This is a genomic window from Azospirillum largimobile, assembly GCF_977007025.2.
Window position 1 is genome coordinate 353382 of sequence record NZ_CDRMUA020000006.1, and the last position, 23090, is coordinate 376471.

Here is a 23090-nt window from a genome sequence, read left to right on the forward strand (position 1 = left end):
GTGGGGAGCTATGTGGGACGCCCCACAGCCGGTGCAAGGGTTGCCCGTGGGGAAGGGGGCGCAGGGAAGGGGAAGAGGGAAGGGGCGCCGGTCAGGCCGCAGCGCCGTCCGCCTCTTCCGCCCGGCCGTTGCGCCGCGCCACCACCCAGCCGATCACCGCCCCCACCAGCAGCACCAGCGCCGCGCTGACGAAGGCCGCGCCCGGATGGGGGAACAGCGGCTCGGCCCCGACGGAGGCGGAATAGACCGCTCCGAAGAAGACCGGCGACACGATTCCGGCAACGCTCGCCACGCTCATGTTGGCGCCCTGCAGCTGGCCCTGTTCCGAAGGTGAGACCCGCTGCGTCATCAGCGACTGGATGGTCGGCATGGCCAGACCCCACAGCGCGTTCGGCAGGATGGCCAGCGCGAACCAGCCGCCGTCCGGCGCCAGACCCATGCAGGTCAGCCCGCCGGCCCCGCCGAACAGGCCGACCACCATCGTGCCGCGGTCGCCCAGCCATTTCACCACGCGGGACACCACCAGTCCCTGCATGACCATGTCCAGCGCGCCGACCACCGCCAGAAGAAGCCCGACATCCCAGGCGCTCCAACCGTACCGATGCGCGGCATAGAGGACGAAGACGGCGGGAAAGACATTGTGGGAGAAATGCAGCATGAAATTGACCAGGGCCAGCCCCGACAGCTCCGAGTGGGACCGCAGCAGGCGCAGCGCACCGAACGGATTGGCCCGGCGCCAGGAAAAGGCCATCCGGTTTTCCGCCGCCAGCGATTCCGGCAGAACGGCCAGACCATAGAGGAAGGCCAGCCCGCTGAGCGCCCCGGCCGCCCAGAAGGGGGCGCGCGGCGACAGCTCTCCCAACAATCCGCCGAGGAGGGGGCCAGCAATGAAGCCGGCGCTGAACGCGGCACCGATCAGGCCATAGGCCCGCGCCCGCTGCTCCGGCGGCGTCACGTCGGCCATATAGGCGAACACCGTGGTGAAGCTGGAGGAGGTGATGCCGGCGATCGCCCGGCCGACCACCAGCCACCACATGTTCGGCGCCACCGCGATCAGCACATAATCCACCGCCAGTCCCAAGGCCGACAGCAGGATCACCGGCCGCCTCCCGAAACGGTCCGACAGCGAACCGATCACCGGAGAGCAGAAGAACTGCATCAGCGCCCACAGCGCCACCAGCGCGCCGTTGATGGTGCCGGCCTGCGCATCGGGCCCGGCAAACTCCTCGATCAGCGCCGGCAGCACCGGAATGACGATGCCCATCGCGACGATGTCGAGCGCTGCGGTGACCAGAATGAATGCGATCGCGGCCTTGCGCGGCCGAAGAACGGGAGACATGGAAGAGCCTTGCAAAACACGACGGATAACTATGCCCCAATCGGGCGGGGGATGCGATTCCGGTCAAACTGGCGGCCGGAACGGGATCGCCCAGGGAAGCGGGATCATAGGCGGCAAGCAGCCGGTTGTGAAGCGAAATATTTCCGACTTCGGATGTATTTCGGAGGAGTGCGCAGATGACTGGACCCGCCGTCCAGCCGCACCACGGAGGAGATCGGCGGATGGACGCTCCATGCCGCCCTGTTGCCGGTCGTGCTTCCACCAGGAGCTTTTCGAAACGCGGTGATCGTCCTTCATTCCTCGAGAGCGCGTTCGATCCGCCGGTCCGGCACCAGCCACAGCAGGATCACCGACACGTAGAGCAGGATGGACAGCGACTGCAGGACGAAGGCCAAGGGAATGGCCATGGCGTAGAACGCCATGCTGATCTTGCCCTTCAGGTCGGAGCCGACGGCCCGCGCCACCGCCGAATCCCGGCCGCCGCAGGCGATGATCGCCCGTTCGGTCAGGTTGTAGCCGACCGCCGCCATGCCGAGGACGACGCCATAGGCCGCGGTCGCCACCGGCGAGAAGGCGCTTTCATCGAGCCAGCGGATGACGAAGGGCACCAGCGACAGCCAGAACAGCAGGAACAGGTTCGCCCACAGCACCCGCCCGTCGATGCGCGCGGTCGCCTGCAACAGATGGTGATGGTTGTTCCAGTAGAGCCCGACATTGATGAAGGACAGCACATAGGCCAGCAGGATGGGGATGCGCTCCGCCAAGGCGGCGAGGCTGCCGTCCACCGGCACCTTCAACTCCAGCACCATGATGGTGATGACGATCGCCACCACCCCGTCGGTGAATGCCTCCAGTCGGCCAGCCTTCATCGGTCCGATCTCCAGCGTCAGGCCACGGCCGGCGCGGCCGCCACCGGATGGAGCGCGCAGACCGCGGTCCCCGCCAGCACCAGCACGCCGACGACGACCAGGGGAAGCACCAGACCGCTCTGCGTCACCATGACGGCGCCGATCACGGCACCGAGGAAGATCGCGGCGACGCTGCCCATCCGGCGTGCCGCATTGGTGTTGGCGCCGCCGGCAAGGCTGGAATCGGCCGCCAACCCGGTCAGGGTCAGGGTCAGGACCGTCGTCGTGAGGTCGGGTACCTTCAACTGCCGGACCGTGGCGTTGCGGAAGCCCATCGCGAACCCGGTCAGGGCGATGATCGTATACAAACCGGAAGCGGGAGCCTGCGTGCCGACATCGAAACCGGTGGCGACGATCGCGGCGATCCAGAACAGCGACGTCTCGAACAGGGCCGCGGCCAGCAGCCAGTGCCGCATCGGCCGTCCAGCCAGAATCCGACCGACCCGGCCGGCGATGAGGGCGCCGGCAAGGAAGGATGCCAGCGCCGTCACCGCCGGCATGACCAGGAAACCCGGCGTGCCGGCGGCGGCGAAGCCGAGGAAGACGACGTTGCCGGTCATGTTGGCGGTGAAGACCTTGCCCAGGCCAAGAACGCTGATGGCATCGACCAGCCCCGTCGTCACCGACAGAAGAAGCAGAAGCCAGGGCAGGGGGGAGTTGCCGGGTGCGGCCGGTGCGGACATGGCTGTCGCTTTCCCATTGTTTCCGGTGGGTGAAGCGACAGCATCGGTCATCGCCGCGACGGCGGTCTTGTCGGTTCACGGCCGGCTTGGAAAATTCTGAACATCTTTCCGATGCGGCAGAGTCCTCAATCCGCAGCGCACTGACAGTTCGATCTTGCAGGTGGAGTTTCGACACATAAGTCCAATTATGGAAATACGTAGGTGGTTTGTCGTCCGCGCCGATGTTCATGCAGAGTTGCTGCAATCTCATGCGGGTGCCGCGAACAAGAGATGCCGGGTAGCCTTCGGGTCCATGGAGAGTGTCCCTCTCCCGAACCGCTCCTCGAAACCCCTGCGCTTGTCGAATCGCTTCTTCCCGGCTATGCTCAAACACAGGTGGCGGCGTACAGTAAGAGATGCCGGGTAGCCTTCGGGTCCGTGGGGCGTGTCTCTCTCCCCAGCCGCTACCTTCCTCTAATTCGGCGAATCAGAACTCCGCGCGCTCGCATGTTTGCGATCTGGTCGTTGTTGCTGCGCCGCAGGGACTGAAGATAGACCTCCTTGCGATCCACAGTCACTTTGACGACTGCGCACCACCAGACCGCATCATGGTGCGCAACGATCACGTGCCTCTCGCGATCCTCCCGAACCTCGCTTTGGTCCAAAATCTCCTGGAGACGGGCAAAGGCTTCCGGGGTCCATCTGTGCTTCTTATGGCTGTCCCTGGTCTCCGAAGACAGGAAAACGCGGGTCGTCTTGGCTCCGAGATGCCTTTGGATATCGGCCGGCAGGCGCGCCACGACGATGATGCCGGAGGCCTCCGACTCAAGAAAATCCTTCACGCCGCAGCCGTTCCCGCCATCACAGTGAGCGGCCCGATCCTACCCCACTTCAGAATCGCACGAAAGGCGGCGGTTGAATGAACCGCCGCCCTGAACAGCTTCCAGTATGCAACCCAACCACAATTCCCCGCCGGCCCTCCCCCTGGTGGGAAGGACCGGCGGAGCATGGGCGTCAGCCGAAACGGCCGGTGATGTATTCGGACGTCTTTTCCTTGGTCGGGTTGGTGAAGATCTCTTCCGTGTTCCCGAACTCGATCAGCTCGCCCAGATACATGAAGGCGGTGAAGTTGGAGATGCGGGCCGCCTGCTGCATGTTGTGGGTCACGATGGCAATGCAGTAGTCGGAGCGCAGCTCGTCGATCAGCTCCTCGCACTTGGCGGTGGAGATGGGGTCGAGCGCCGAGGTCGGCTCGTCCAGCAGCAGGACCGACGGCTTGACCGCGATTGCGCGGGCGATGCACAGGCGCTGCTGCTGGCCGCCGGACAGGCTCATGCCGTTCTGGCGCAGCTTGTCCTTCGCCTCGTCCCACAGGGCGGCGCGGCGCAGCGAGAACTCCACCCGCTCGTCCATCTCGGCGCGGGACAGCTTCTCGTACAGCTTCACGCCGAAGGCGATGTTGTCGTAGATCGACATCGGGAACGGCGTCGGCTTCTGGAACACCATGCCGACGCGGGCGCGCAGCAGGTTCAGGTCTTGCTTGGGCGACAGGATGTTGACGCCGTCCAGCATGACCTCGCCGGTCGCGACCTGCTTGGGGTAGAGGTCGTACATCCGGTTCAGAATGCGCAGCAGGGTCGACTTGCCGCAACCCGACGGCCCGATGAAGGCGGTGACCTGACGGTCGTACAGCGGCAGCGAAACGTTCTTCAGGGCCCGGTAGCCGTCATAGAAGAAGTCCAGGTTGCGGATGCTGATCTTCTCGGGCAGGCCGGCGCCGGCGATTCCGCGGTCGGCACCGGCACCGGGGATCATGCCGGGGGGCATCGTGTGGCTTCCGTGGGCGTGGCTGCCGTGGGCGGGGCTGTTGGCGTCCATGTGGGTCATCGTCATGGTTACTTTCTCGTCGAGCCGAGACCGGCCAGCAGCCGGGCGCCGATGTTGAGGAGCAGGATGGCGACCGTGATCAGCAGCGCGCCGCCCCAGGCCAGCTGGCGCCAGTCCTCGTAGGGAGACATCGCGTACTGGAAGATGACCACCGGCAGGTTGGCCATCGGCGCGTTCATGTCCGCACTCCAGAACTGGTTGTTCAGGGCGGTGAAGAGCAGCGGCGCCGTCTCGCCGCTGATGCGGGCGATGGCGAGCAGGACGCCGGTGATCATGCCGTTGCGGGCGGCGCGGTAGGCGACCATGGTGATCACCTTCCACTGCGGCGCGCCAAGGGCGGCCGCGGCCTCGCGCAGGCTGTTGGGCACCAGCTTCAGCATGTCCTCGGTCGTGCGGACCACGACGGGGATGACGATGACCGCCAGGGCCATGGCCCCCGCCCAGGCCGAGAAATGGCCCATGCGGATGACCATCACCTCGTACACGAACAGGCCGACCATGATCGACGGCGCGCTCAGCAGCACGTCGTTGATGAAGCGCACCACCTCGGCCAGCTTGCGGTCGCGGCCGAATTCGGCAAGGTAGGTGCCGGCCATGATGCCGATCGGCGTGCCGACCAGGGTGGCGACAGTGGTCATGATGACGCTGCCGAAGATGGCGTTCAGCAGGCCGCCCTCCCCGCCCGGCGGCGGCGTGTTCTCGGTGAACAGGGCGATGTTGATCGCCGACAGCCCGTTGTAGAGCAGCGTCCACAGGATGGCGACCAGCCAGAACAGGCCGAAGCCGGCGGCGCCCAGCGCCAGGGCCAGCGCCACCTTGTTGACGATGCGGCGGCGGTTGTACAGGCCGCCGGCCGGAGCGGCCAGCGTCGCGGAAGTTGACATGCTCATGGCCTCAGACTCCGGCCTGGCGCTGCAGGCGCAGCAGCATCAGCTTGGCGATCGACAGCACGGCGAAGGTGATCAGGAACAGGATCAGGCCCAGCGCCACCAGCGACGCGGTGTAGACGTCGCCGACCGCCTCGGTGAATTCGTTGGCGATGGAGGCCGAAATCGTCGTACCCGGCGCCATGATGGAGGAGCTGATGCGGTGCGCGTTGCCGATGACGAAGGTGACCGCCATCGTCTCGCCCAGCGCACGGCCCAGCCCCAGCATGACGCCGCCCATCACGCCGGTGCGGGTGTAGGGCAGCACCACGTTCCACACCACTTCCCAGGTGGTGGCGCCAAGCCCGTAGGCGGATTCGCGCACCATCGGCGGCACCGTCTCGAAGACGTCGCGGGTGATGGAGGTGATGAAGGGCAGCACCATGATGCCCAGGATCAGGCCGGCGGTCAGGATGCCGATGCCGTAGGGCGGGCCCATGAACAGGTTGCCGATTCCCGGAACCTGCCCCACCGTGGCGATCAGGAAGGGCTGGATGGTCGACTGCATGAAGGGGGCGAAGACGAACAGGCCCCAGATGCCGTAGATGATGCTGGGAATGCCGGCCAGCAGCTCGATCGCGACGCCGAGCGGTCGCTTGAGCCAGGCCGGGCACATCTCGGTGATGAACAGCGCGATGCCGAAGCTGACCGGAATGCCGACAGCCATGGCGATGACCGAGGTGATCAGCGTGCCGTAAATGGGGGCGAGCGCGCCGAATTCCTCCGACACCGGGTTCCAGACTTCGGTCGTGACGAACCCGAAGCCGAACGTGCGCAGTGCCGGAAGCGCGCCGTCGATGAGAGAAACCGTGACGCCGCCCAGGATGAACAGGACGAGCAGCGCAAAGAAGAGCGTGGCGTTGCGGAAAGCCGCATCCTGCAGGCGCTGGCGGCGGGCCCGTCGGGCGGTGGAAGCGTGTGCGTCGGTCAAAGTCAGCGCGATCTCGGTCATGGCCGCTCCGTGAGGCGTGCGGTGGGGGCGGCGAAATTTCCGTCCCCACCGGCGGATCATGCCCCCGGGGCGCACCGTCTGACGGCGCATCCCGGGGTCGGGTTGGCCGTGGTTACTTGGCCGACGCGGTCCAGATCGGCTTGCCGTCGGCCTGGATCGACTGCGACCAGGTCTTCTGGACCAAGGAGACGACCGCTTCCGGCATCGGCACGTAATCCAGATCGGTGGCCATCTTGGCGCCGCTCTTGTACGCCCAGTCGAAGAACTTCAGCGCTTCGGCCGAGGTCGCGACATCCTGCGGGTTCTTGTACATCAGGATGAAGCTGGCGCCGGTGATCGGCCAGCTCTCCGCACCCGGCTCGTCCGTCAGGATGACGTAGTAGCCCTTGGAGTTGGCCCAGTCGGCGTTCGCCGCGGCGGCCTGGAAGGCCTCGATCTTCGGCACGACGGTCTTGCCGTCCTTGTTCTGCAGGCCGAGATACGTGATGTTGTTCTGCTTGGCGTAGGCGTATTCGACGTAGCCGATCGAGCCGTCCGTCTGCTTGACCATGTTGGCCACGCCTTCGTTGCCCTTGGCGCCGATGCCGGCCGGCCACTGGACGGAGGTGTTGGCGCCGATCTGGGTCTTGAACTTCGGGCTGGTCTTCGACAGGTAGTCGGTGAACAGGAAGTTGGTGCCCGACCCGTCAGAACGGTACACCGGCGCGATGGCGGTGTTTGGCAGGTTGACGTCCGGGTTCAGCGACTTGATCTGCGGGTCGTTCCACTTGGTGACCTCGCCCATGTAGATGTTGGCGAGAACCGTGCCCGACAGCTTGACCTCGCCGGACTTCAGACCCTTCAGGTTCACGACCGGAACGACGCCGCCCATGATCATCGGGAACTGGATCAGGCCGGCCTGCTCCAGCTCTTCCGGCTTCAGCGGCATGTCCGACGCGCCGAAGGTGACCGTCTTGGCCTTGATCTGCTTGATGCCGCCGCCCGAACCGATCGACTGGTAGTTCAGGCCCGTGCCCGTCTCCTTCTTGTAGGCGTCGGCCCACTTGGCATAGATCGGGTACGGGAAGGTGGCGCCGGCGCCGGAGATGTCGGCGGCCGAGGCGACCGACAGCGGAGCGACCGACACGGACAGAACGGCCAGGGCACCGAAGGCGGCGCAACGAACGAACGCCGAGGTCATGGTTTTCACGGCAAAACTCCCGATAGGTTTGGACGGTGTCGTTGGGTTTGGGAAAATCCCGGCCTTCGCCGGAGGTCGTAACCCGCCTTCTTCGTCGCGGTGACCATAGCCACCGCTGGTGACGGGTTTGTTTTGTTTACGTGTCAGTTTTATGAAACCGACCCATTCTTGCCGGCTTCGCGATGGTCATCGCGCCGCCCGGATTTCCTGAAGGAACAGATGCACGGCGGAGCCGAGGCTGGTCGCCTCGTGCGACAGGCTTTCCGCCACCTGCAGCACGTCGCCGGCCTGGGCGCGCACCTTGGCCGCGGCCTCCGACAGGCCGGCGACATGGTCCGATGCCGCCTGCGTGCCCACCGCGACCCGGTGGGAGCTGTCGACGATGCTGGACGTGATGGTCGCCTGCTCCTCAACCGCCGCGGCGATGGCCGAGGCGTTGGTTTCGATGCGCTGGACGCTGCCGGTCATGGTCGCCACCACCTCCGCCGTCTGGCGGCTGGCCGCCTGGGTCGCGGCGATCTGGCGGGCGATCTCGGCGGTGGCCTGGGCGGTCTGGCTGGCCAGCGCCTTCACCTCGCCGGCGACGACCGCGAAGCCCTTGCCGGCCTCGCCCGCGCGTGCCGCCTCGATGGTGGCGTTCAGCGCCAGCAGGTTGGTCTGGCCGGCGATCTCGTCGATCAGCCCCACCACGGTACCGATCTCGCCGGCGGTGCCGGACAGGTCGGCGACGGTGGCCTTGACCTGCTCCGCCCCGGCGGCGGTGTCGCCGATGATGCGGGCCGATTCGCCGGTGCGCTTGCTGATCTCGGCGATGGATTGCGAGATTTCGGACGCGGCGGTCGCCACCTGCTGGATTCCGGCGGCCATCTCGCCGGACAGCTGCATCGCGGCCTCGGCGCGGTCGTTGGCGTTGGCGGCGATGTCGGTCAGCGAGCGGGCCCGCGCCGCCATCTGGCGGGCAGCGTCCGCCAGCGTCTCGACACTGCTCAGCACGTTGCTCTCGAACTGGTCGGCGATCTCCAGCATGCTGGTCCGCCGGGCCGACGCGGCGTTGCGGCGTTCGATCTCCACCTTCTCATGCGCCTCTTCCATGGCGCGGGCGTTGGCGATGAAGACGAACAGGGCGCGAGCCATGTCGGTGATCTCGTCGTTGCCATCGGCCTTCTGCTCCACCGTCAGGTCGCCGGCGGCGACCCGGCGCATTGCGTCGGCAAGCGCCTCCATCCGGCCGACGACGCGGCGCCCGACATAGAGCGAGACGATCAGACCGGCCAGCAGCACGCCGGCCGTCGCCAGCAGGATCTGCACCTGGTTGGTGCGCTCCAGCGCGGCATGGGCGGCTTCGGCCCCGTCAGCAGTCGCCTGCTCGGCCGCCTGGACCAGCCCGTCGACCATCCCGGTCAGGGCGGCGCCGGTGCTGCGGTTGCTGTCGATCAGCGCGGCATTTTCGGCATAGGCCGCCAGTTCGCCGCCGCGCAGCGCCAGGATGCCGTCGTCGCCGAAGCCCAGTGCCAGCAGCCGTTCGGCCAACCGGCGGACCTCGGCACCCAGATCGCCCTGCCCGTCCTGCAGAGACTTGCGGATGGTCGCGGCCAGCGGGTCCAGCGTGCGGCGCGCGGCGGCCAGACGGGCCGGCGTTTCCGCATTGCCAGCCTCGGCCAGCTTGCCGGCCAGCAGGTTGGCGTCGGCCATCAGGCCGCTCAGCACGGTGTAGCGGTGCTGCGCCTCCGGCACCACATTGGTGGAGAGATCCTGCATCCGCTCCGCGATGGCGCTTCCGGCCTCTGCGATGCGCCCGCGGGAGTTCAGCATCAGCGGCAGCATCCGGCTGTTGGCGTCGCGGTCCAGCCGGACGATCTCATCGACGGCGGCGGCCTGGGCCTCCGCCAGCTTGTGCGCTTCCGCCTCCCCGATGCCGGGGGTCAGCTGGCGGACGCGGCGGGTGTAGACGCTCTTGTCGCCGTCACCATATGCCGCCAGTTCGTTGATCGCCGCGACGACGGGAGCGGCCGCCTCGCTCTTCGACAGCGGGCGCAGGGCGCCCTGCAGGTCGGACAGCGCCGAATCGAAGTCGGTGGACAGCGACATCACCTTGGACCGGTCGGTCTCGAAGGCGCCGATCAGCAGCGCCTTGGTCAGCGCCGCCTCCGCGCCACGCAGCTGGAACAGCGGGATCACCGTCTGCCCCAGTTCGCCGCCGATCGCCTCGGAGGATTGCGAGGTCGCCTCCACCATCGCGGCGATTGCCTGGGCAAGCTGTTCGCGCGACGCCTGCATGTCCGGCTTCAGCGCCGCCAGCAGCCGGGCATGGGCGTCGCTCAACTCCGCCAGCCGGGCGCTGCGCTGTTCCTGCAGGCTCAGCCGGCGGCCGGTCGCCGCGCCCAGCGCGTCGATGGTGCCCAGAAGCGAACGCGCGGTGGCCGCCAGTTCGCCCATGCGGCCGATATCGCCATGCCCATCGGCCAGCCGGGCAAGCTGGCCGTCCAGCTCCCCGCGCTGCGCCGCCACGGCACTGCGCAGCCGGGTCAAATCCTCCTCCGACGACGCGGCGTCGATCAGCGGCCCCAGCGCCAGCACCCGCGCCGTGGTGGTGGCGAGGCCGTGCGCGGCGCTGAGCACCGGCACCTGCGTTCCGGTGATGTCGGCGACATGGCCCCGGACCGCGCCGTAGGACATCCAGCCGACGACCGCCGCGATGCAGGGCAGTGCCGCCACGGTGCCGAAGGCGATCAGCATTTTCGACTTGATGCCGGATCGCCGGCGCTGGTCGGCGCGATCTGCCATGTGGGCCACCCGTGGTCTGGAGGTTGTCCGCACCGGACCCGCGGTTCTCCGCGGCCCGGCCGACGCCATGGGTAGCCCCTCTCTTTGTATGTTTGGGTGACGGTTCGATGAAGTTTTCGCGACGCACAATCGAAACATCGTTGCGCCCGCGAAATCGCCGGTCCGGGCGATGGTCGATGGCCGACCATTGGCCAGTCATGGTGAATCGAACGTAAACAGCGCTGCGAAGCAAAAGCGGCGCCCGCTGGTGCGGGACGCCGCTTTATTACGCGTTTTCAGGGCAGGACATTCGACTTATTGCGGACGTTACACCGGCGGTGCGGTGCGCCGCAGGCTGTCGCGGTCCGCTGCCTTGTCGAACCAGGACGCAAGGGCCGGGCGGCCTTCGCGCCAGTCCTCGTGGCCGAAACGGAAATCGAGATAGCCGAGCGCCGCCAGCACGGCGAGCGTGCCGATGGTGGCCTCGCCGGCCAGTTCCGCCGCGTCGGCCTCCAGCAGGTCGAGCGCGCGGGCGACCGCCTTGCGCTGGCGCTCCATCCAGCCTTCAGACTTCTCGCCGTCGGGGCGCATGGATTCCAGCCGGCGGAGGATGGCGGCGTCGCAGATGCCGTCGGCGATCGCCTGGAACCGAAGCGCGGTCCAGCGTGCCGGCCCTGCAGGCGGGAACAGCGGCGCCCGGTCGCCGAGCGAATCGAGATACTCGACGATGACCGGGCTGTCGAACAGGGTGGTGCCATCCTCCAGCGTCAGGGCGGGAACCTTGCCCAGCGGGTTTTCCCTGGGCAGGTCGGTATCGGCCGACCACGGATCGGTCGCCACCCGCTCCACCCGATCCTCCAACCCGCGTTCGATGACGACCATCATCACCTTGCGCACATAGGGCGAGGTGGGGCTCCAGCGCAGCTTCAACATGGACGTTCCTTCATTATTGTCGGTTCACGGAGGCTCCGCCCCGCATCCTGCCACCGAACCGCCCGCCGGGGGAGCACACCATGAACAGGCCTGCGCGAAGGTTTTTGCACGTCTTCCCCGGCCGCCCCGGTCCTGTCCGATCCGCTTTGGCTTGCAACGCTTCGCCTTTGCCGTCATTTGCTGACATTGGCCGGTTGGGCCGGAGTGCATTGTGGACAGGCCGGGGGCGGGCGCATGAAGGTGATCATCTGTGGGGCCGGGCAGGTCGGAGCCAGCATCGCGCGGCACCTCGCGCTGGAAGACAACGACATCACGGTGATCGACACCTCTACCGAGCTGGCGCAGCGGATGGACGAGAGCCACGACGTGCGCGGGATGGTCGGCTATGCCTCGCACCCGGATGTGCTGGCCCAGGCGGGGGCGCGGGATGCAGACATGCTGATCGCCGTCACCCATTCCGACGAGGTCAACATGGTGGCCTGCGAGGTCGCCCATTCGGTGTTCAACATCCCGCTGCGCATCGCCCGCATCCGCAAGCAGGCCTATCTGCAGCCGGAATGGTCGGCGATGTTTTCCGCACAGCATCTGGCGATCAGCGTCGTCATCTCGCCGGAGGTGGAGATCGCCCACAGCATCGCGCGGCGCCTGCGCTCCCCCGGCGCGTTCGAGATGGTGCCGCTCGCCGACGGCAAGGTGCACCTGATCGGCGTCCACTGCACCAACAGCTCGCCCCTGCTCAACACGCCGCTGCGCCGCCTGACCGAGATGTTCCCGGACGTGCGCGCGGCCGTGCTGGCGGTCTTCCGCGACGGCGTCGGCTTTGTGCCCAAGGGGAACGACCAGCTGCGGCTGGGCGACGACGTGCATCTGGTGTGCCGCACCGCCGACATCGTCCGCGTCGTCGCCCTGTTCGGCCACAGCGAAGCGCCGGCCCGCCGTCTGGTCATCGCCGGCGGCGGCAATGTCGGCTTCAACCTGGCGCAGATCGTCGAACGCCACATGCGCGGCATCTCCATCAAGATGATCGAGGGCAACGCTGACCGGGCGGAGCTGATCTCGCGCTCGCTGCGCTCCAGCACCGTGGTGCTGAACGGCGACGCGCTGGACCACGAAATCCTGGAAGAGGCGCAGGTCGGCCGGGCCGAGACCATCGTCGCCGTCACCAACGACGATGAGACCAACGTCTTCACCTCGCTGCTGGCCAAGCGCGCCGGCTGCGGGCGGGCGATCACGCTGCTGAACAAGACGTCCTACGCGCCGATCGTCGCCGGGCTGGGGATGGACGTGGTGGTCAACCCGGCGGCGGTCACGGTGTCCTCGATCCTGCGCCATGTCCGGCGCGGCCGGGTCGCGGCGGTGCAGACCATCGGCGACAACTTCGGCGAGGTGGTGGAGGCCGAGGCGTTGGAGACCTCGCGCGCGGTCAGCGGCCCCATCGGATCCATCGGCCTGCCGGCCGGCATGATGATCGGTGCGCTGGTCCGCCGCGGGGAGGTCATCATCCCCACCAGCCAGACGGCGATCGAACCGCATGACCGCGTCATCGTGATGGCCACCGCCGATCTGGTGCGCAAGGTCGAAAAGCTGTTCGCGGTCGGGCTGGAGTTCTTCTGATCGGCCGCACCGCCCTGCCCGACACGTCATCCCCTTCCCGCCGCCGCCCATTCCCCTGACCAGAGACATCATGCCGAATTTCAGGCCGATCCTGTTCATCGTCTCCATCGTGCTGCTGGCGCTTGCCGCGACGATGCTGATTCCGGCCGCGGTCGATTTCGCCTATGGCAATCCGGATGCCGGGGTCTTCCTCTATTCGGCCGCCTTCACCGGCGCCTGCGGCGGTGCGGTGGCGCTCGGCACCCGGTGCCACCTGCATGGCGGATTGTCGCTGAGGCAGGCCTTCCTGCTGACGCCGCTGACCTGGACCAGCACCGCGGCCTTCGCCGCCCTTCCCTTCCAGTTCGGCCATTTTCCGGATCTGTCGCTGAACTACGCCAACGCCTTCTTCGAAACCATGTCGGGACTGACCACCACGGGATCGACGGTCCTGGTCGGGCTGGACCGGACGACAGAGGGCATCCTGCTGTGGCGGGCGTTGCTGCAATGGATGGGCGGCATCGGCATCATCGGCGTCGCCATCGCGGTCCTTCCGGCGCTGCGGGTGGGCGGCATGCAGCTGTTCCGCACCGAATCCTCCGACCGGTCGCAGAAGGTGCTGCCGCGCGCCCAGCAGATCGCCAAGGCGATCGTCGCGGTCTATGCCGGGCTGACGGCGATCTGCGGGGTCTGCTACTGGCTGGCCGGGATGACGCCGTTCGAGGCGGTGGTGCATGCGCTGAGCAGCCTGTCGACCGGCGGATTCTCCACATCCGACAGCTCCATCGGGCATTTCGAAAGCCCGCTCCTGCATTGGCTGGTGACGCTGTTCATGCTTCTGGGCAGCCTGCCCTTCGTCCTGTATGTCCGCACCCTGACCGGCCAGCGCGACGCGCTGTGGAATGACAGCCAAGTGCGGACCTTCATGGCCTTCCTGGCCGCGGTGATCCTGCCGCTCAGCATCTGGCTGGCGCTGAAGCACGGGCACGATTTCCACGATGCCCTGCGGCTGGTGGCCTTCAACGTGGTGTCGGTCGTCACCACCACCGGCTATGCCTACACCGATTACAGCCAATGGGGAAATCTTGCGGTCGGCGTGTTCTTCGGGCTGACCTTCATCGGCGGCTGCACCGGCTCGACCGCCGGCGGCATCAAGATCTTCCGGTTCGAGGTGATGGTGACGGTGCTGCGTACCCATTTCCTTCACCTGATCTATCCCCGCGGCGTCTTTCCGCGCCAATACGGCAACCGGCAGCTGGACGACGACGTGCTGGGATCGGTGATCGTGTTCTTCGCGCTTTTCTTCACCGCCTACAGCGTGATCACCATCGCGCTGATGGCCCTGGGGCTGGACTTCATCACCAGCGCCAGCGCCGCGGTGACCGCGCTGGCGAATGTGGGGCCGGGGCTGGGCGACATCATCGGTCCGGCCGGCACCTTCTCCTCCCTGCCGGATTCGGCGAAATGGCTGCTGTCTCTGGCGATGCTGCTGGGCCGGCTGGAGCTGTTCACCGTGCTTGTGCTGTTCATGCCCCAGTTCTGGCGGGGCTGAGGGGCCGAACCTGAGGGGGGGGCCGGCCGGGACCGGCCCCTTTGTGCGCTCTATTCGTCCGGATTGCGGTTGGCCGCGTGATCCTGCAGCTGTTCGGTCTGCACGGTCTTGCTGTCCAGCCCGCGGGCGTCGGAATGGCGGGACTTGTCGCGGTTCGACAGGACCGCGTTGTCGCCGATGGAACCGGCCGGCAGGTCGGTGGTGGCGCCGGTTCCGGTGCCCTTGCCCTGTCCGCTGGGGCTCATGTGCTTCTTGCTGGCGTTCGCCATCCTTGCTTTCTCCGTCGGTTGGCCGGGGGCGCCGGGAAGTGGATTCCCGGCGCCGCTCGGCTGGTGTCGGCTCAAATCCGCCGAAAGCCTTACTGCGGGTTGCGCGGCTGGGTGCTGTCCAGGCTGTTGGCGGTGCCGTGGGCCGCGTCGTTCTTCATGTCGCCGCCCTTGTTCATGGTGCCGTGGTCGGCGTTGCTGCCGCCGCTGTTGCGGTCGCCCTTGCCCAGCGAGACGGTGTTGTCATCGTATTTGAACTCGGCCATCTGCTTGACCTGATCCTCGGTCACCTGCCGGGCGACGATGCGGTCGCCATTGGCGTTCAGCAGGGTGTAGTCCAGGGCCACCTGCTTGGCGCCGATGCCCAGAATGCCGCCGCGGTCCAGGATCACCTGGGTGGCCTTGCCCGACTGGGCGTCGAGGATGATGTCGGCGACATCGCCGAGCTTGCCGCCGTCCTCGCCATAGACGGCCTTGCCCATCATATTCTCGAAGCTGGTGCTCTGCTGGGCAGCACCGCTGGTGGAGGCGACGTTCGGGCGCAGATCGCGGACCTGGCGCAGATGCTGCTCCAGGGTCGGCAGGGTCTGCTCGGCGAAGCGCTTCAGGTCGGCGTCCTGGCCTTTCTCGGCCTGGGTGCGGAACAGGGTGACGGCGGTCTGGTGGGCGTCGATCTGGCCCTGCAGATAGGCGGAATCGAACTGTTCACCCTGCTGGCCGCGCAGCTTGTCCAGCTTCTGCTGATGTTCGGAATCGAGCTTGGTCGGCAGCGTCATCGATTTCTGCTGGGCCATCGCCTTCATGGCTTCCGACGTCTTGGTGTGGTCGGCCACCATGTGGTTGCCGAACTGCTTGACGCCATTGTCCTTGGCATGGTCCTGCGCCAGCTTGCCGGCCTGGATCTCGAACATGTCGCTCATCGCGGCCTTTTCGGCGAAGGTCATGTCCTGCTGCGACATCTGCCCCTTCTCGGTCACGGTCTTCTGCGGCGTCGGCGTCTGGGCCAGCGACAGCGCCGGGGCGGAGAACAGGATCAGGGCGGCGGTGGCGAGAAGATGATGGCGTTTCATGGCGGCGGTTCCTGCGATTGCGTGGTTGCCGGTGCGCGTTCATCCGGGGCCTTCCGGCCGGGCCGAGGCACCGTTCTTACCCATTTCAACCGCCGACTGCGGCCGTCGTTCCCACCATCATTCCCGCCATCATCCCCAACGGCCTGGGCGATGCGGACAGGCCATCCGGATCGTCCGGGGTGCCGCACTTGCGTTGAGTATCGGAGTATTGCGGCGCGCCGGGGGTATAGCCGAATGCGTGCTCGGCCTAGGCTACGTGTCCGGGGCAAGAAGGGACGGCTTATATCCCTGGTACGGAGGCCAGTTTGCTTCGTGACGCCCGCCATGTCCTGAACGGCACCCATATCGATTGCGACCTGTGCGTGATCGGTGGGGGCGCTGCCGGCCTGACCATTGCGCGCGAGCTGGCCGGCAGTTCCTGCAGCGTCGTCCTGCTCGAAGGCGGCGGACTGGAGGTCGAGGGCATCTCCCAGGCGCTGTATGCCGGCCGCAACGTCGGCTTGCCGTATGAGCGGCTGACCACCGCGCGCAGCCGCTATCTGGGCGGCAGCACCAACTGCTGGGGTGGATTCTCCCGCCCGCTGGAGCCGGGCGATTTCGCCGAACGGTCCTGGATTCCAGACAGCGGATGGCCGATCCCGCGCGACACGATGATGCCTTATTATGAGCGCTCGCAGAGCGTGCTGGGCCTGGGTCCGTTCGACTACGACAATGATTTCTGGATGGAACGGGTCGGCGGGCCGAAGGCGGCGCTGATCCCGGTGGAAGAGGAGGGCGGAGACGGTTTCGAGAACCGGCTCGCCCAACTCAGCCCGCCGATCCGCATGGGCGAGGCTTACCGCGCGGAGATCGGTCGCGCCGCCAACATCACCGCCTTCCTCAACGCGAACGTCACCGGCCTGGATACCAACCCGACCGCCACGGCGGTGGAACGGGTGCAGGTCCGTACGCTGGAGGGACCCAGCTTCACCGTCGGCGCCCGGCTGTTCGTGCTGTGCTGCGGCGGCATCGAGAATGCGCGCATCCTGCTGCTGTCCAACAAGGTGCAGGCGGCTGGGCTGGGCAACGGCAACGATCTCGTCGGCCGCTACTTCGCCGACCATCCGCGCTTCAAGACACCGCCGATCCGCCTGACCCAGCAGGGGCGGCACCGCACGCTCTACGACGTCAGCCTGTGCCTGGCGCGGCGGCGTCTGCGCCGGCCGCACCCGTCGGTGGCGCTGGCGCTGTCGCCGACGGCGGAGCTTCAGGAACGCCACGCGCTGCCCAATTCCCGCACCTATCTGGTCGCCTCCTACCATTCGGCCGCGCTGGACGCCTTCAAGGCGATGCGCGACCTGCGGCTCCTGCCCTCGCGCCACAGCTGCCGGCGATTCGGCGTGTCGGAAGACGAGGCGGTGAGCCTGCTGCGCAATGCCGGCCCGCGTATCCTGCGAAGCATGCCGCAGCTCGCCCACGCCCTGTTCGACAGCATCATCGATCCGGGCTGGCTGTCCCGGCGCTTCACTCTGGAAACGGTGCTGGAGCCCGTCCCCAATCCCGACAGCCGCGTGACGCTGGACCATGCCACCGACCCGTTCGGCTGCAACCTGCCGCGGGTGGACTGGCGGCTGACCGAGCAGGACCGCCGGGGCGCGGCCGAGACCCAGCGCCTTCTGCGCGAGGATCTGCTGCGCCGCGGCCTGATCAAGACGGACGGGCGGCAGGACGAGTCCGCCGAGGCGACGATGGCGGATGTCGGCTGGTGCTGGCACCACATGGGCACGACGCGCATGCACGAATCGCCGCGCCACGGCGTGGTCGATGCGGAAGGCCGCGTGCATGGCGTCGGCAACCTCTACATCGCCGGCAGTTCCGTCTTCCCCACCATGGGCGCCGACCACCCGACCATGACCATCGTGGCACTGGCCTTGAGAATGACCGACCGCATCCTCGCGATGCTGCAGGACGAACGGAGCAGTCCGCCTGCCCCCGCGGTCGCCGCCTCGCTTTGAGCGGGGCGGCGGAGTCCTATATTTCCTCTCCCTGCGGAGAGGAACCGACCGATGGACCTGTTCGACGATGCTCCGGCCCCTCCCCCGGAAGGGATGCCGCCTGCCGCCGGGCCATTGCCCGACATCGTGGCGCCGGGGCTCGACTGCCTGTTCGTGGGCTTCAACCCCGGCCTGCGGTCGGGCGCGCTCGGTCACCATTATGCCGGGCGCGGCAACCAGTTCTGGCGCCTGCTGCATGAGGCCGGGTTGACCCCGCGCCTCTACCGGCCGGAGGAGGACGTCACCCTGCCGGCCATCGGCCTGGGCTCCACCAATCTCGTCGCCCGCGCCACCGCCGGCGCCGCCGAACTGTCGCGGGCGGAGCTGCGCGGCGGGGTGCCGCGGCTGGCGCGGATCGTCGGCTTCGTCCGGCCGAAGGTGTTGGCCTATACCGGCAAGGGGGTCTATCTGGCGGCGACCGGCCTGCCGGATGCGCCCTGGGGCGTGCAGGAGCGCCCGCTGTTCAACGGGGTTGCCGACGTGGTGGTGCCGTCGCCGAGCGGTCTCGCCCGCCTGCCCTTCGAGGAAAAGCTGCGCTGGTTCCGCGAAGTCCGGGCGGAGATCGACCGGCGGCGCTGACAGCAGCACTGACATGGGGGCCGCCGCCATCGGGGTGCCGCGCCCGCGCCAAAGGGAGCATGCCGACGAGCGGAGGGATGAGCGCCGGGGGCACTCCCCCTGTTCCGGCCTTTCGCCGGGAAAGACCAACACGTCCCGGGCGTCGATGGGCCATGCTGTGCGCCGCATGACCGTTATCGCACGACGCAATTCCAGCCATGACCGGATACCGCCCCCGGACGGGGACACGGGACCGGATCCCGTCGCCGCCCGGCTGCGCCGCCGGCATTGGATGGTGATGACGCTGGCCGTTCTGCTGCTGGCCGGGGTGGTGCGCGCCGCCGCCTATCTGACGGCGCTGTCACCGGTGGCCGCAGGCGCGGCGACAAGCGCTGCGGTCGACCCCTGGGGGCCGCATCCGCTGGGGACGCGGCCCTGGCAGCTCGCCCGGCTTCTGAGCAGCGAACAGCCGGAAGCGGCGGAGCGTGTCGCTCCCGCCGCTCTGCCTGCCTCTCCGATACTGCCGGACACAGCCTTGCGGCCTGCTGCGATCCCGGCCGCCGCACGGACGGCCGGGATCGCCGTTTCACCGCAGTCCGCTTCGCCCTAGCTGCCCCCCACTCAGCTGACGATGCCGTTGCGGCTGAAGGGCAGCGTCTGCTGCGGCTGGCCGGTCACCGAGAAGACGGCGTTGGCCACCGCGGGCGCGGCGGTCGGGACGCCGGGCTCGCCGGCGCCGGTCGGCCGTTCGCCGGACGGCACGATGTGCACCTCGACCACCGGCATGTCCGACATCCGCATCGGCAGGTAGCTGTCGAAGTTGGCCTGATCCACCACGCCGTCGGTCATGGTGATCTCGCCGCGCAGCGCATGGCCAATGCCCCAGCCGGTGCCGCCCTCCATCTGCGCCTTGACCACGTCGGGGTTGATCACCCGGCCGCAGTCGATGGCGACGACGACGCGGTCGACCTTGACCTGACCCTTGGCGTCGACCGTCACGTCGGCGACATGGGCGACATAGGTGTTGAAGCTCTCATGCACGGCGACGCCGCGGCCCTTGCCTTGCGGCATGGGCTGGCCCCAGCCGGCCTTTTCCGCCGCCAGCTTCAGCACGCCGGCCAGACGCGGATGGTCCTTCAGCATCTCCAGCCGGAAGGCCACCGGATCCTTGCCGGCCGCCTTGGCGAGCCGGTCGATCATCACCTCCTTGGAATAGGCGGTGTGGGTGTGCCCGACCGACCGCCACCACAGGGTGGTGACCGGCGAGGCGACGGTGTGGGCGTCCACCGCCAGATTCGGCACGGCATAGGCCATGTCCGACGCGCCCTCGACCATCGTCGCGTCGACGCCGTTCTTGACCATCACCGCCTCGAAGGGCGTGCCGGCCATGAAGCTCTGGCCGACGATGCGCTGCTTCCAGGCGACCAGGGCGCCCTTGGCATCCACCGCCGCCTTGATCCGGTGCAGGAACAGCGGACGGTAGCGGCCGCCCTTGATGTCGTCCTCGCGCGTCCAGACCAGATGCACCGGCGCCTTGGGATAGGCCTTGGCGACCATCACCGCCTCGGCGATGTAGTCGGCGTTGGTGGTGGCGCGCCGGCCGAAGCTGCCGCCGGCCCACTGGGTCTCGATCTTCACCTGTTCCGGCTTGCAGCCCAGGATGTGGGCGGCGACCATCTGCTCCACGCCCTGGAACTGGGAGCCGGCCCAGATGGTGCAGCCACCCTCCGGGTTCAGCGCCACCACGGCGTTCAGCGGCTCCATCGGCGCATGGGCGAGGTAGGGGAAGACGAAGTCGCCCTCCACCACATGGCCGCCCTTGGACGACGCCTCGGCGAAGGCCTTGTCGGCATCGCCCTTGCCGGCGGCGACAGCGCCCGGCTGGTCGGCCAGCTTGCGGTAGTCGGCCAGCATGGCGTCGGTGCCGCGCATCTCGGACTTGGCATCGTCCCAGGTGACCGTCAGAGCCTCGCGGCCCTTCATGGCTGCCCAGGTGTTCCTGGCGATCACCGCGACGCCGACCGGCAGGCTCACCACCTCGATCACGCCCGGCACCTTGCGGGCCGCCGCGTCGTCGACGCTCTTCACCGTGCCGCCGAAGCGGGGGCTGCGGGCCAGAACCGCCGTCACCTGATCCGGGCGGCGGATGTCCATGGCGAAGATCGCTGTGCCGTTGGTCTTGCTGATGTGGTCCAGCCGGTGCAGGTCCGGCTTGCCGATCAGCACATAGTCCTTGGGGTCCTTCAGCTTGACCTGCTGCGGCACGGGCAGCTTCGCCGCCGCCTCCGCCAGTTCGCCGAAGGTCAGGCTGCGGTTGCTGGAGGCATGGCGGACGATGCCCTTCGACACCGTCACCTCGCCGGCCGGCACGTTCCAGCGGGCGGCCGCGGCGGCGACCAGCATGGCGCGGGCGGCGGCACCGGCCATCCGCAGCTCGTCCCAACTGTTGGCGATGGCGGTGGAGCCGCCGGTGCCCTGGATGCCGAAGAAGTGGTTGGCGTACAGCTTGTTGTCGGCCGGGGCGAAGGCGCCGCGCACCTGGGCCCAGTCGGCGTCCAGCTCCTCCGCCACGATGGTGGCGAGGCCGGTGACGATGCCCTGGCCCTTGTCCAGATGCTTGGCCAGCACGGTGACGGTGTTGTCCGGCGCCACGATGACGAACAGCTGCGGGCGCGGGTCGGCCGGGCCGACGGTCTTCGCCGCGGCTTCAGCGGCCAGCGCCGGCAGCGGCACATGCGCGCCGATGACCAGCGCGCCGGCCCCGGCGCCGATGGCTTTCAGGAAACCGCGGCGCGACGGGGCGGGCAGCGGCTTCAGCGCGAGGGATTCGCCGAACCCATTTTGGGCAAAACCATTTTGGGCGGCCTGACGGATCAGATGATGCAGCATGGATCAGGCCCTCATCGTCTGGGCGGCATCCTTGATCGCCGCGCGGATGCGGACATAGGTGGCGCAGCGGCAGACATTGCCGTCCATCGCCGCGTCGATGTCCTGGTCGGTCGGGTTCTGGTTGTCGGTCAGCAGCGCGACCGCGCTCATGATCTGCCCCGACTGGCAATAGCCGCACTGGACAACGTCCAGCTTCTGCCACGCCGCCTGGACGGCCTGCGCCGCCTTGCCCTTCACGCCTTCGATGGTGGTGACCTTGCTGTCCGGCCCCAGCATGCCGACCGGAGTCTGGCAGGCCCGGGTCGGCGTACCGTCGACATGGACGGTGCAGGCGCCGCACTGGGCGACGCCGCAGCCGAACTTGGTGCCGGTCATGTTCAGTTCGTCCCGCAGAACCCACAGGAGCGGCATGTCCTCGGGCACGTCGACCTGACGGTTCTCGCCGTTGACGTTGATGCTAATCATGGCTCTTGCCTCTTTCTCCCTGAACGGAACCGCCGGACTGGAGTGACGACGAGTCCGCTGCCCGGTTGCGGGCCTTGGCTACGGATTGGATAATTTTTTGATTGTTGGCTGCTGGGTCAGCTCTGCCTCGACAGAATACACCGTCTAGTGCACAATGAAGTAGGCGGCTTTGGTTCATATCGTCATGAAAGCTATTCATAACCCGGCGCTCGACCTGAACCTGATCAAGGTGTTCGACGCGCTGCTGGAGACCCGCAACGTTTCCCGCGCGGCCGAGGCGCTGGGCGTCAGCCAATCGGCGGTCAGCCACGCGCTGGGCCGGCTGCGCACGCTGGTCGGCGACCCCCTGTTCGTGCGCACCGGCAACCGGATGGAGCCGACGCCCCGCGCCCAACGCTTGGCTGAGCCCCTGCGCGACCTGCTGGTCGGCGCCGCCCGCGCCCTGTCGGCGGAGGAGGACTTCGACCCCCAGCGCGAGGAGCGGAGCTTCAGCATCTCCACCCCCGATTCCATGCAGGCGGTTCTGCTGACCGGCATCCTGCGCGACGCGGCGGAGGGCGACCTGCGCGTGTCGGTCGCCCTGCGCAGCCTCGATCCAGACGCCATGCTGGATGCGCTGGACGACGGCACCCTCGATCTGGCGATCGGCTATCTGCCGGAACTGCGGCGCTGGCACGACCGTCAGGTCCTGTACCGGGAGACCCATGTCTGCCTGTACAACCCGGCTCTCGTGCCGGTCACTCCGCCCATCGGGCTGGAGGATTACACCCGCTACCCGCACCTGATGCCGTCCCTGCGCGGCGGCCTGACCAGCTTCATCGACGACGAGTTGGCAGCGCTCGGCACGAGCCGGCGCGTCGCCGCCTCCACCACCCAGTTCCTGGCGATCCCGATGATCCTGATGCGGGCACCGATGCTGACCTCCCTGCCTGCCCGGCTGGCCCGGCTGTGTGCCGACGCGCTCGGCCTCGCCACCAGCCCCCTGCCCTTCGATGTCGGCGACTACGAGATGTCGATGATCTGGCACCGCCGCAACACCGGCTCCCCCTCGCACAGCTGGCTGCGCCAACGCATCGGCGAGGAAGCGGCGAAGCTCTGACGCGAAGAGGAAAAG

The 23090-nt window shown here is 67.7% G+C and carries 20 protein-coding genes; 6 read left to right on the forward strand and 14 right to left on the reverse strand.

Annotation, left to right across the window (positions count from 1 at the left end; translation table 11 throughout):
- Nucleotides 1–91: 91 nt before the first annotated feature.
- The 10 genes from ACWPKK_RS28830 to ACWPKK_RS28875 all read right to left on the reverse strand — a co-directional run bounded on the left by ACWPKK_RS28830 (nt 92) and on the right by ACWPKK_RS28875 (nt 11550).
- Nucleotides 92–1339 carry a TCR/Tet family MFS transporter gene (locus ACWPKK_RS28830; protein ID WP_452011374.1) on the reverse strand — a complete coding sequence of 416 codons (1248 nt, stop codon included), beginning with the start codon at nt 1337–1339 and terminating at the stop codon, nt 92–94.
- 293 nt (nt 1340–1632) lie between these two features.
- Entirely contained in the window at nt 1633–2208 is a 576-nt protein-coding gene (locus ACWPKK_RS28835; protein WP_452011376.1) for a TMEM175 family protein, read from the reverse strand.
- Between the two features lie 17 nt (nt 2209–2225).
- Nucleotides 2226–2930, reverse strand: a complete 705-nt coding sequence (locus ACWPKK_RS28840; RefSeq protein ID WP_452011379.1) for a YoaK family protein — start codon at nt 2928–2930, stop codon at nt 2226–2228.
- 443 nt (nt 2931–3373) lie between these two features.
- Nucleotides 3374–3751, reverse strand: coding sequence for a hypothetical protein (locus tag ACWPKK_RS28845; protein WP_452011381.1), 378 nt, complete (start codon nt 3749–3751; stop codon nt 3374–3376).
- A 172-nt stretch (nt 3752–3923) separates the two neighbouring features.
- Complete coding sequence (pstB, locus tag ACWPKK_RS28850) at nt 3924–4736, reverse strand: phosphate ABC transporter ATP-binding protein PstB (protein WP_452011569.1); 813 nt, start codon at nt 4734–4736, stop codon at nt 3924–3926.
- Between the two features lie 68 nt (nt 4737–4804).
- On the reverse strand, nt 4805–5686 hold the full coding sequence (pstA, locus tag ACWPKK_RS28855; protein ID WP_324871025.1) for a phosphate ABC transporter permease PstA: 882 nt from the start codon (nt 5684–5686) through the stop codon (nt 4805–4807).
- Nucleotides 5687–5690: 4 nt separating this feature from the next.
- Nucleotides 5691–6674, reverse strand: coding sequence for a phosphate ABC transporter permease subunit PstC (gene pstC / locus ACWPKK_RS28860; protein ID WP_452011383.1), 984 nt, complete (start codon nt 6672–6674; stop codon nt 5691–5693).
- 112 nt (nt 6675–6786) lie between these two features.
- Nucleotides 6787–7854: a phosphate ABC transporter substrate-binding protein PstS gene (pstS, locus tag ACWPKK_RS28865; RefSeq protein WP_452011571.1), complete on the reverse strand. Its 1068-nt coding sequence runs from the start codon at nt 7852–7854 to the stop codon at nt 6787–6789.
- A 186-nt stretch (nt 7855–8040) separates the two neighbouring features.
- A complete protein-coding gene (locus ACWPKK_RS28870; protein WP_452011386.1) occupies nt 8041–10638 on the reverse strand; it encodes a methyl-accepting chemotaxis protein in 2598 nt (865 codons plus the stop codon).
- Nucleotides 10639–10944: 306 nt separating this feature from the next.
- On the reverse strand, nt 10945–11550 hold the full coding sequence (locus ACWPKK_RS28875; RefSeq protein ID WP_452011389.1) for a glutathione S-transferase N-terminal domain-containing protein: 606 nt from the start codon (nt 11548–11550) through the stop codon (nt 10945–10947).
- A 234-nt stretch (nt 11551–11784) separates the two neighbouring features.
- On the opposite strand from ACWPKK_RS28875, the gene trkA reads away from it, so the two are divergent.
- On the forward strand, nt 11785–13164 hold the full coding sequence (gene trkA / locus ACWPKK_RS28880) for a Trk system potassium transporter TrkA (RefSeq protein WP_452011391.1): 1380 nt from the start codon (nt 11785–11787) through the stop codon (nt 13162–13164).
- Between the two features lie 70 nt (nt 13165–13234).
- Nucleotides 13235–14695, forward strand: a complete 1461-nt coding sequence (locus tag ACWPKK_RS28885; protein ID WP_452011393.1) for a TrkH family potassium uptake protein — start codon at nt 13235–13237, stop codon at nt 14693–14695.
- 50 nt (nt 14696–14745) lie between these two features.
- Here ACWPKK_RS28885 and ACWPKK_RS28890 read toward each other — a convergent pair whose 3' ends face one another.
- Both ACWPKK_RS28890 and ACWPKK_RS28895 read right to left on the reverse strand, forming a co-directional pair.
- Nucleotides 14746–14964 carry a hypothetical protein gene (locus ACWPKK_RS28890; protein ID WP_310118613.1) on the reverse strand — a complete coding sequence of 73 codons (219 nt, stop codon included), beginning with the start codon at nt 14962–14964 and terminating at the stop codon, nt 14746–14748.
- Between the two features lie 89 nt (nt 14965–15053).
- Entirely contained in the window at nt 15054–16031 is a 978-nt protein-coding gene (locus ACWPKK_RS28895) for a DUF4142 domain-containing protein (protein ID WP_452011395.1), read from the reverse strand.
- Between the two features lie 305 nt (nt 16032–16336).
- Between ACWPKK_RS28895 and ACWPKK_RS28900 the strand changes: the two genes are divergently transcribed.
- From ACWPKK_RS28900 to ACWPKK_RS28910, 3 genes are all read left to right on the forward strand, one after another.
- The gene (locus tag ACWPKK_RS28900; protein WP_452011397.1) at nt 16337–18025 is read left to right on the forward strand and encodes a GMC oxidoreductase; all 1689 of its coding nucleotides are present in this window, start codon (nt 16337–16339) and stop codon (nt 18023–18025) included.
- Between the two features lie 51 nt (nt 18026–18076).
- Nucleotides 18077–18643 (forward strand): mismatch-specific DNA-glycosylase, encoded by a 567-nt coding sequence (locus ACWPKK_RS28905; RefSeq protein WP_452011400.1) that lies wholly within the window; start codon nt 18077–18079, stop codon nt 18641–18643.
- Between the two features lie 166 nt (nt 18644–18809).
- Nucleotides 18810–19232: a hypothetical protein gene (locus ACWPKK_RS28910; protein WP_452011403.1), complete on the forward strand. Its 423-nt coding sequence runs from the start codon at nt 18810–18812 to the stop codon at nt 19230–19232.
- An 11-nt stretch (nt 19233–19243) separates the two neighbouring features.
- On the opposite strand, the gene ACWPKK_RS28915 is transcribed toward ACWPKK_RS28910, so the two are convergent.
- Together ACWPKK_RS28915 and ACWPKK_RS28920 are read right to left on the reverse strand one after the other, a co-directional pair.
- The gene (locus ACWPKK_RS28915) at nt 19244–21511 is read right to left on the reverse strand and encodes a molybdopterin cofactor-binding domain-containing protein (protein ID WP_452011405.1); all 2268 of its coding nucleotides are present in this window, start codon (nt 21509–21511) and stop codon (nt 19244–19246) included.
- A 3-nt stretch (nt 21512–21514) separates the two neighbouring features.
- Nucleotides 21515–21976: a (2Fe-2S)-binding protein gene (locus tag ACWPKK_RS28920; protein ID WP_324869489.1), complete on the reverse strand. Its 462-nt coding sequence runs from the start codon at nt 21974–21976 to the stop codon at nt 21515–21517.
- A 184-nt stretch (nt 21977–22160) separates the two neighbouring features.
- Here ACWPKK_RS28920 and ACWPKK_RS28925 point away from each other — a divergent pair, with 184 nt between their 5' ends.
- Nucleotides 22161–23075: a LysR family transcriptional regulator gene (locus ACWPKK_RS28925; protein WP_452011408.1), complete on the forward strand. Its 915-nt coding sequence runs from the start codon at nt 22161–22163 to the stop codon at nt 23073–23075.
- The last annotated feature ends 15 nt before the right edge of the window (nt 23076–23090 follow it).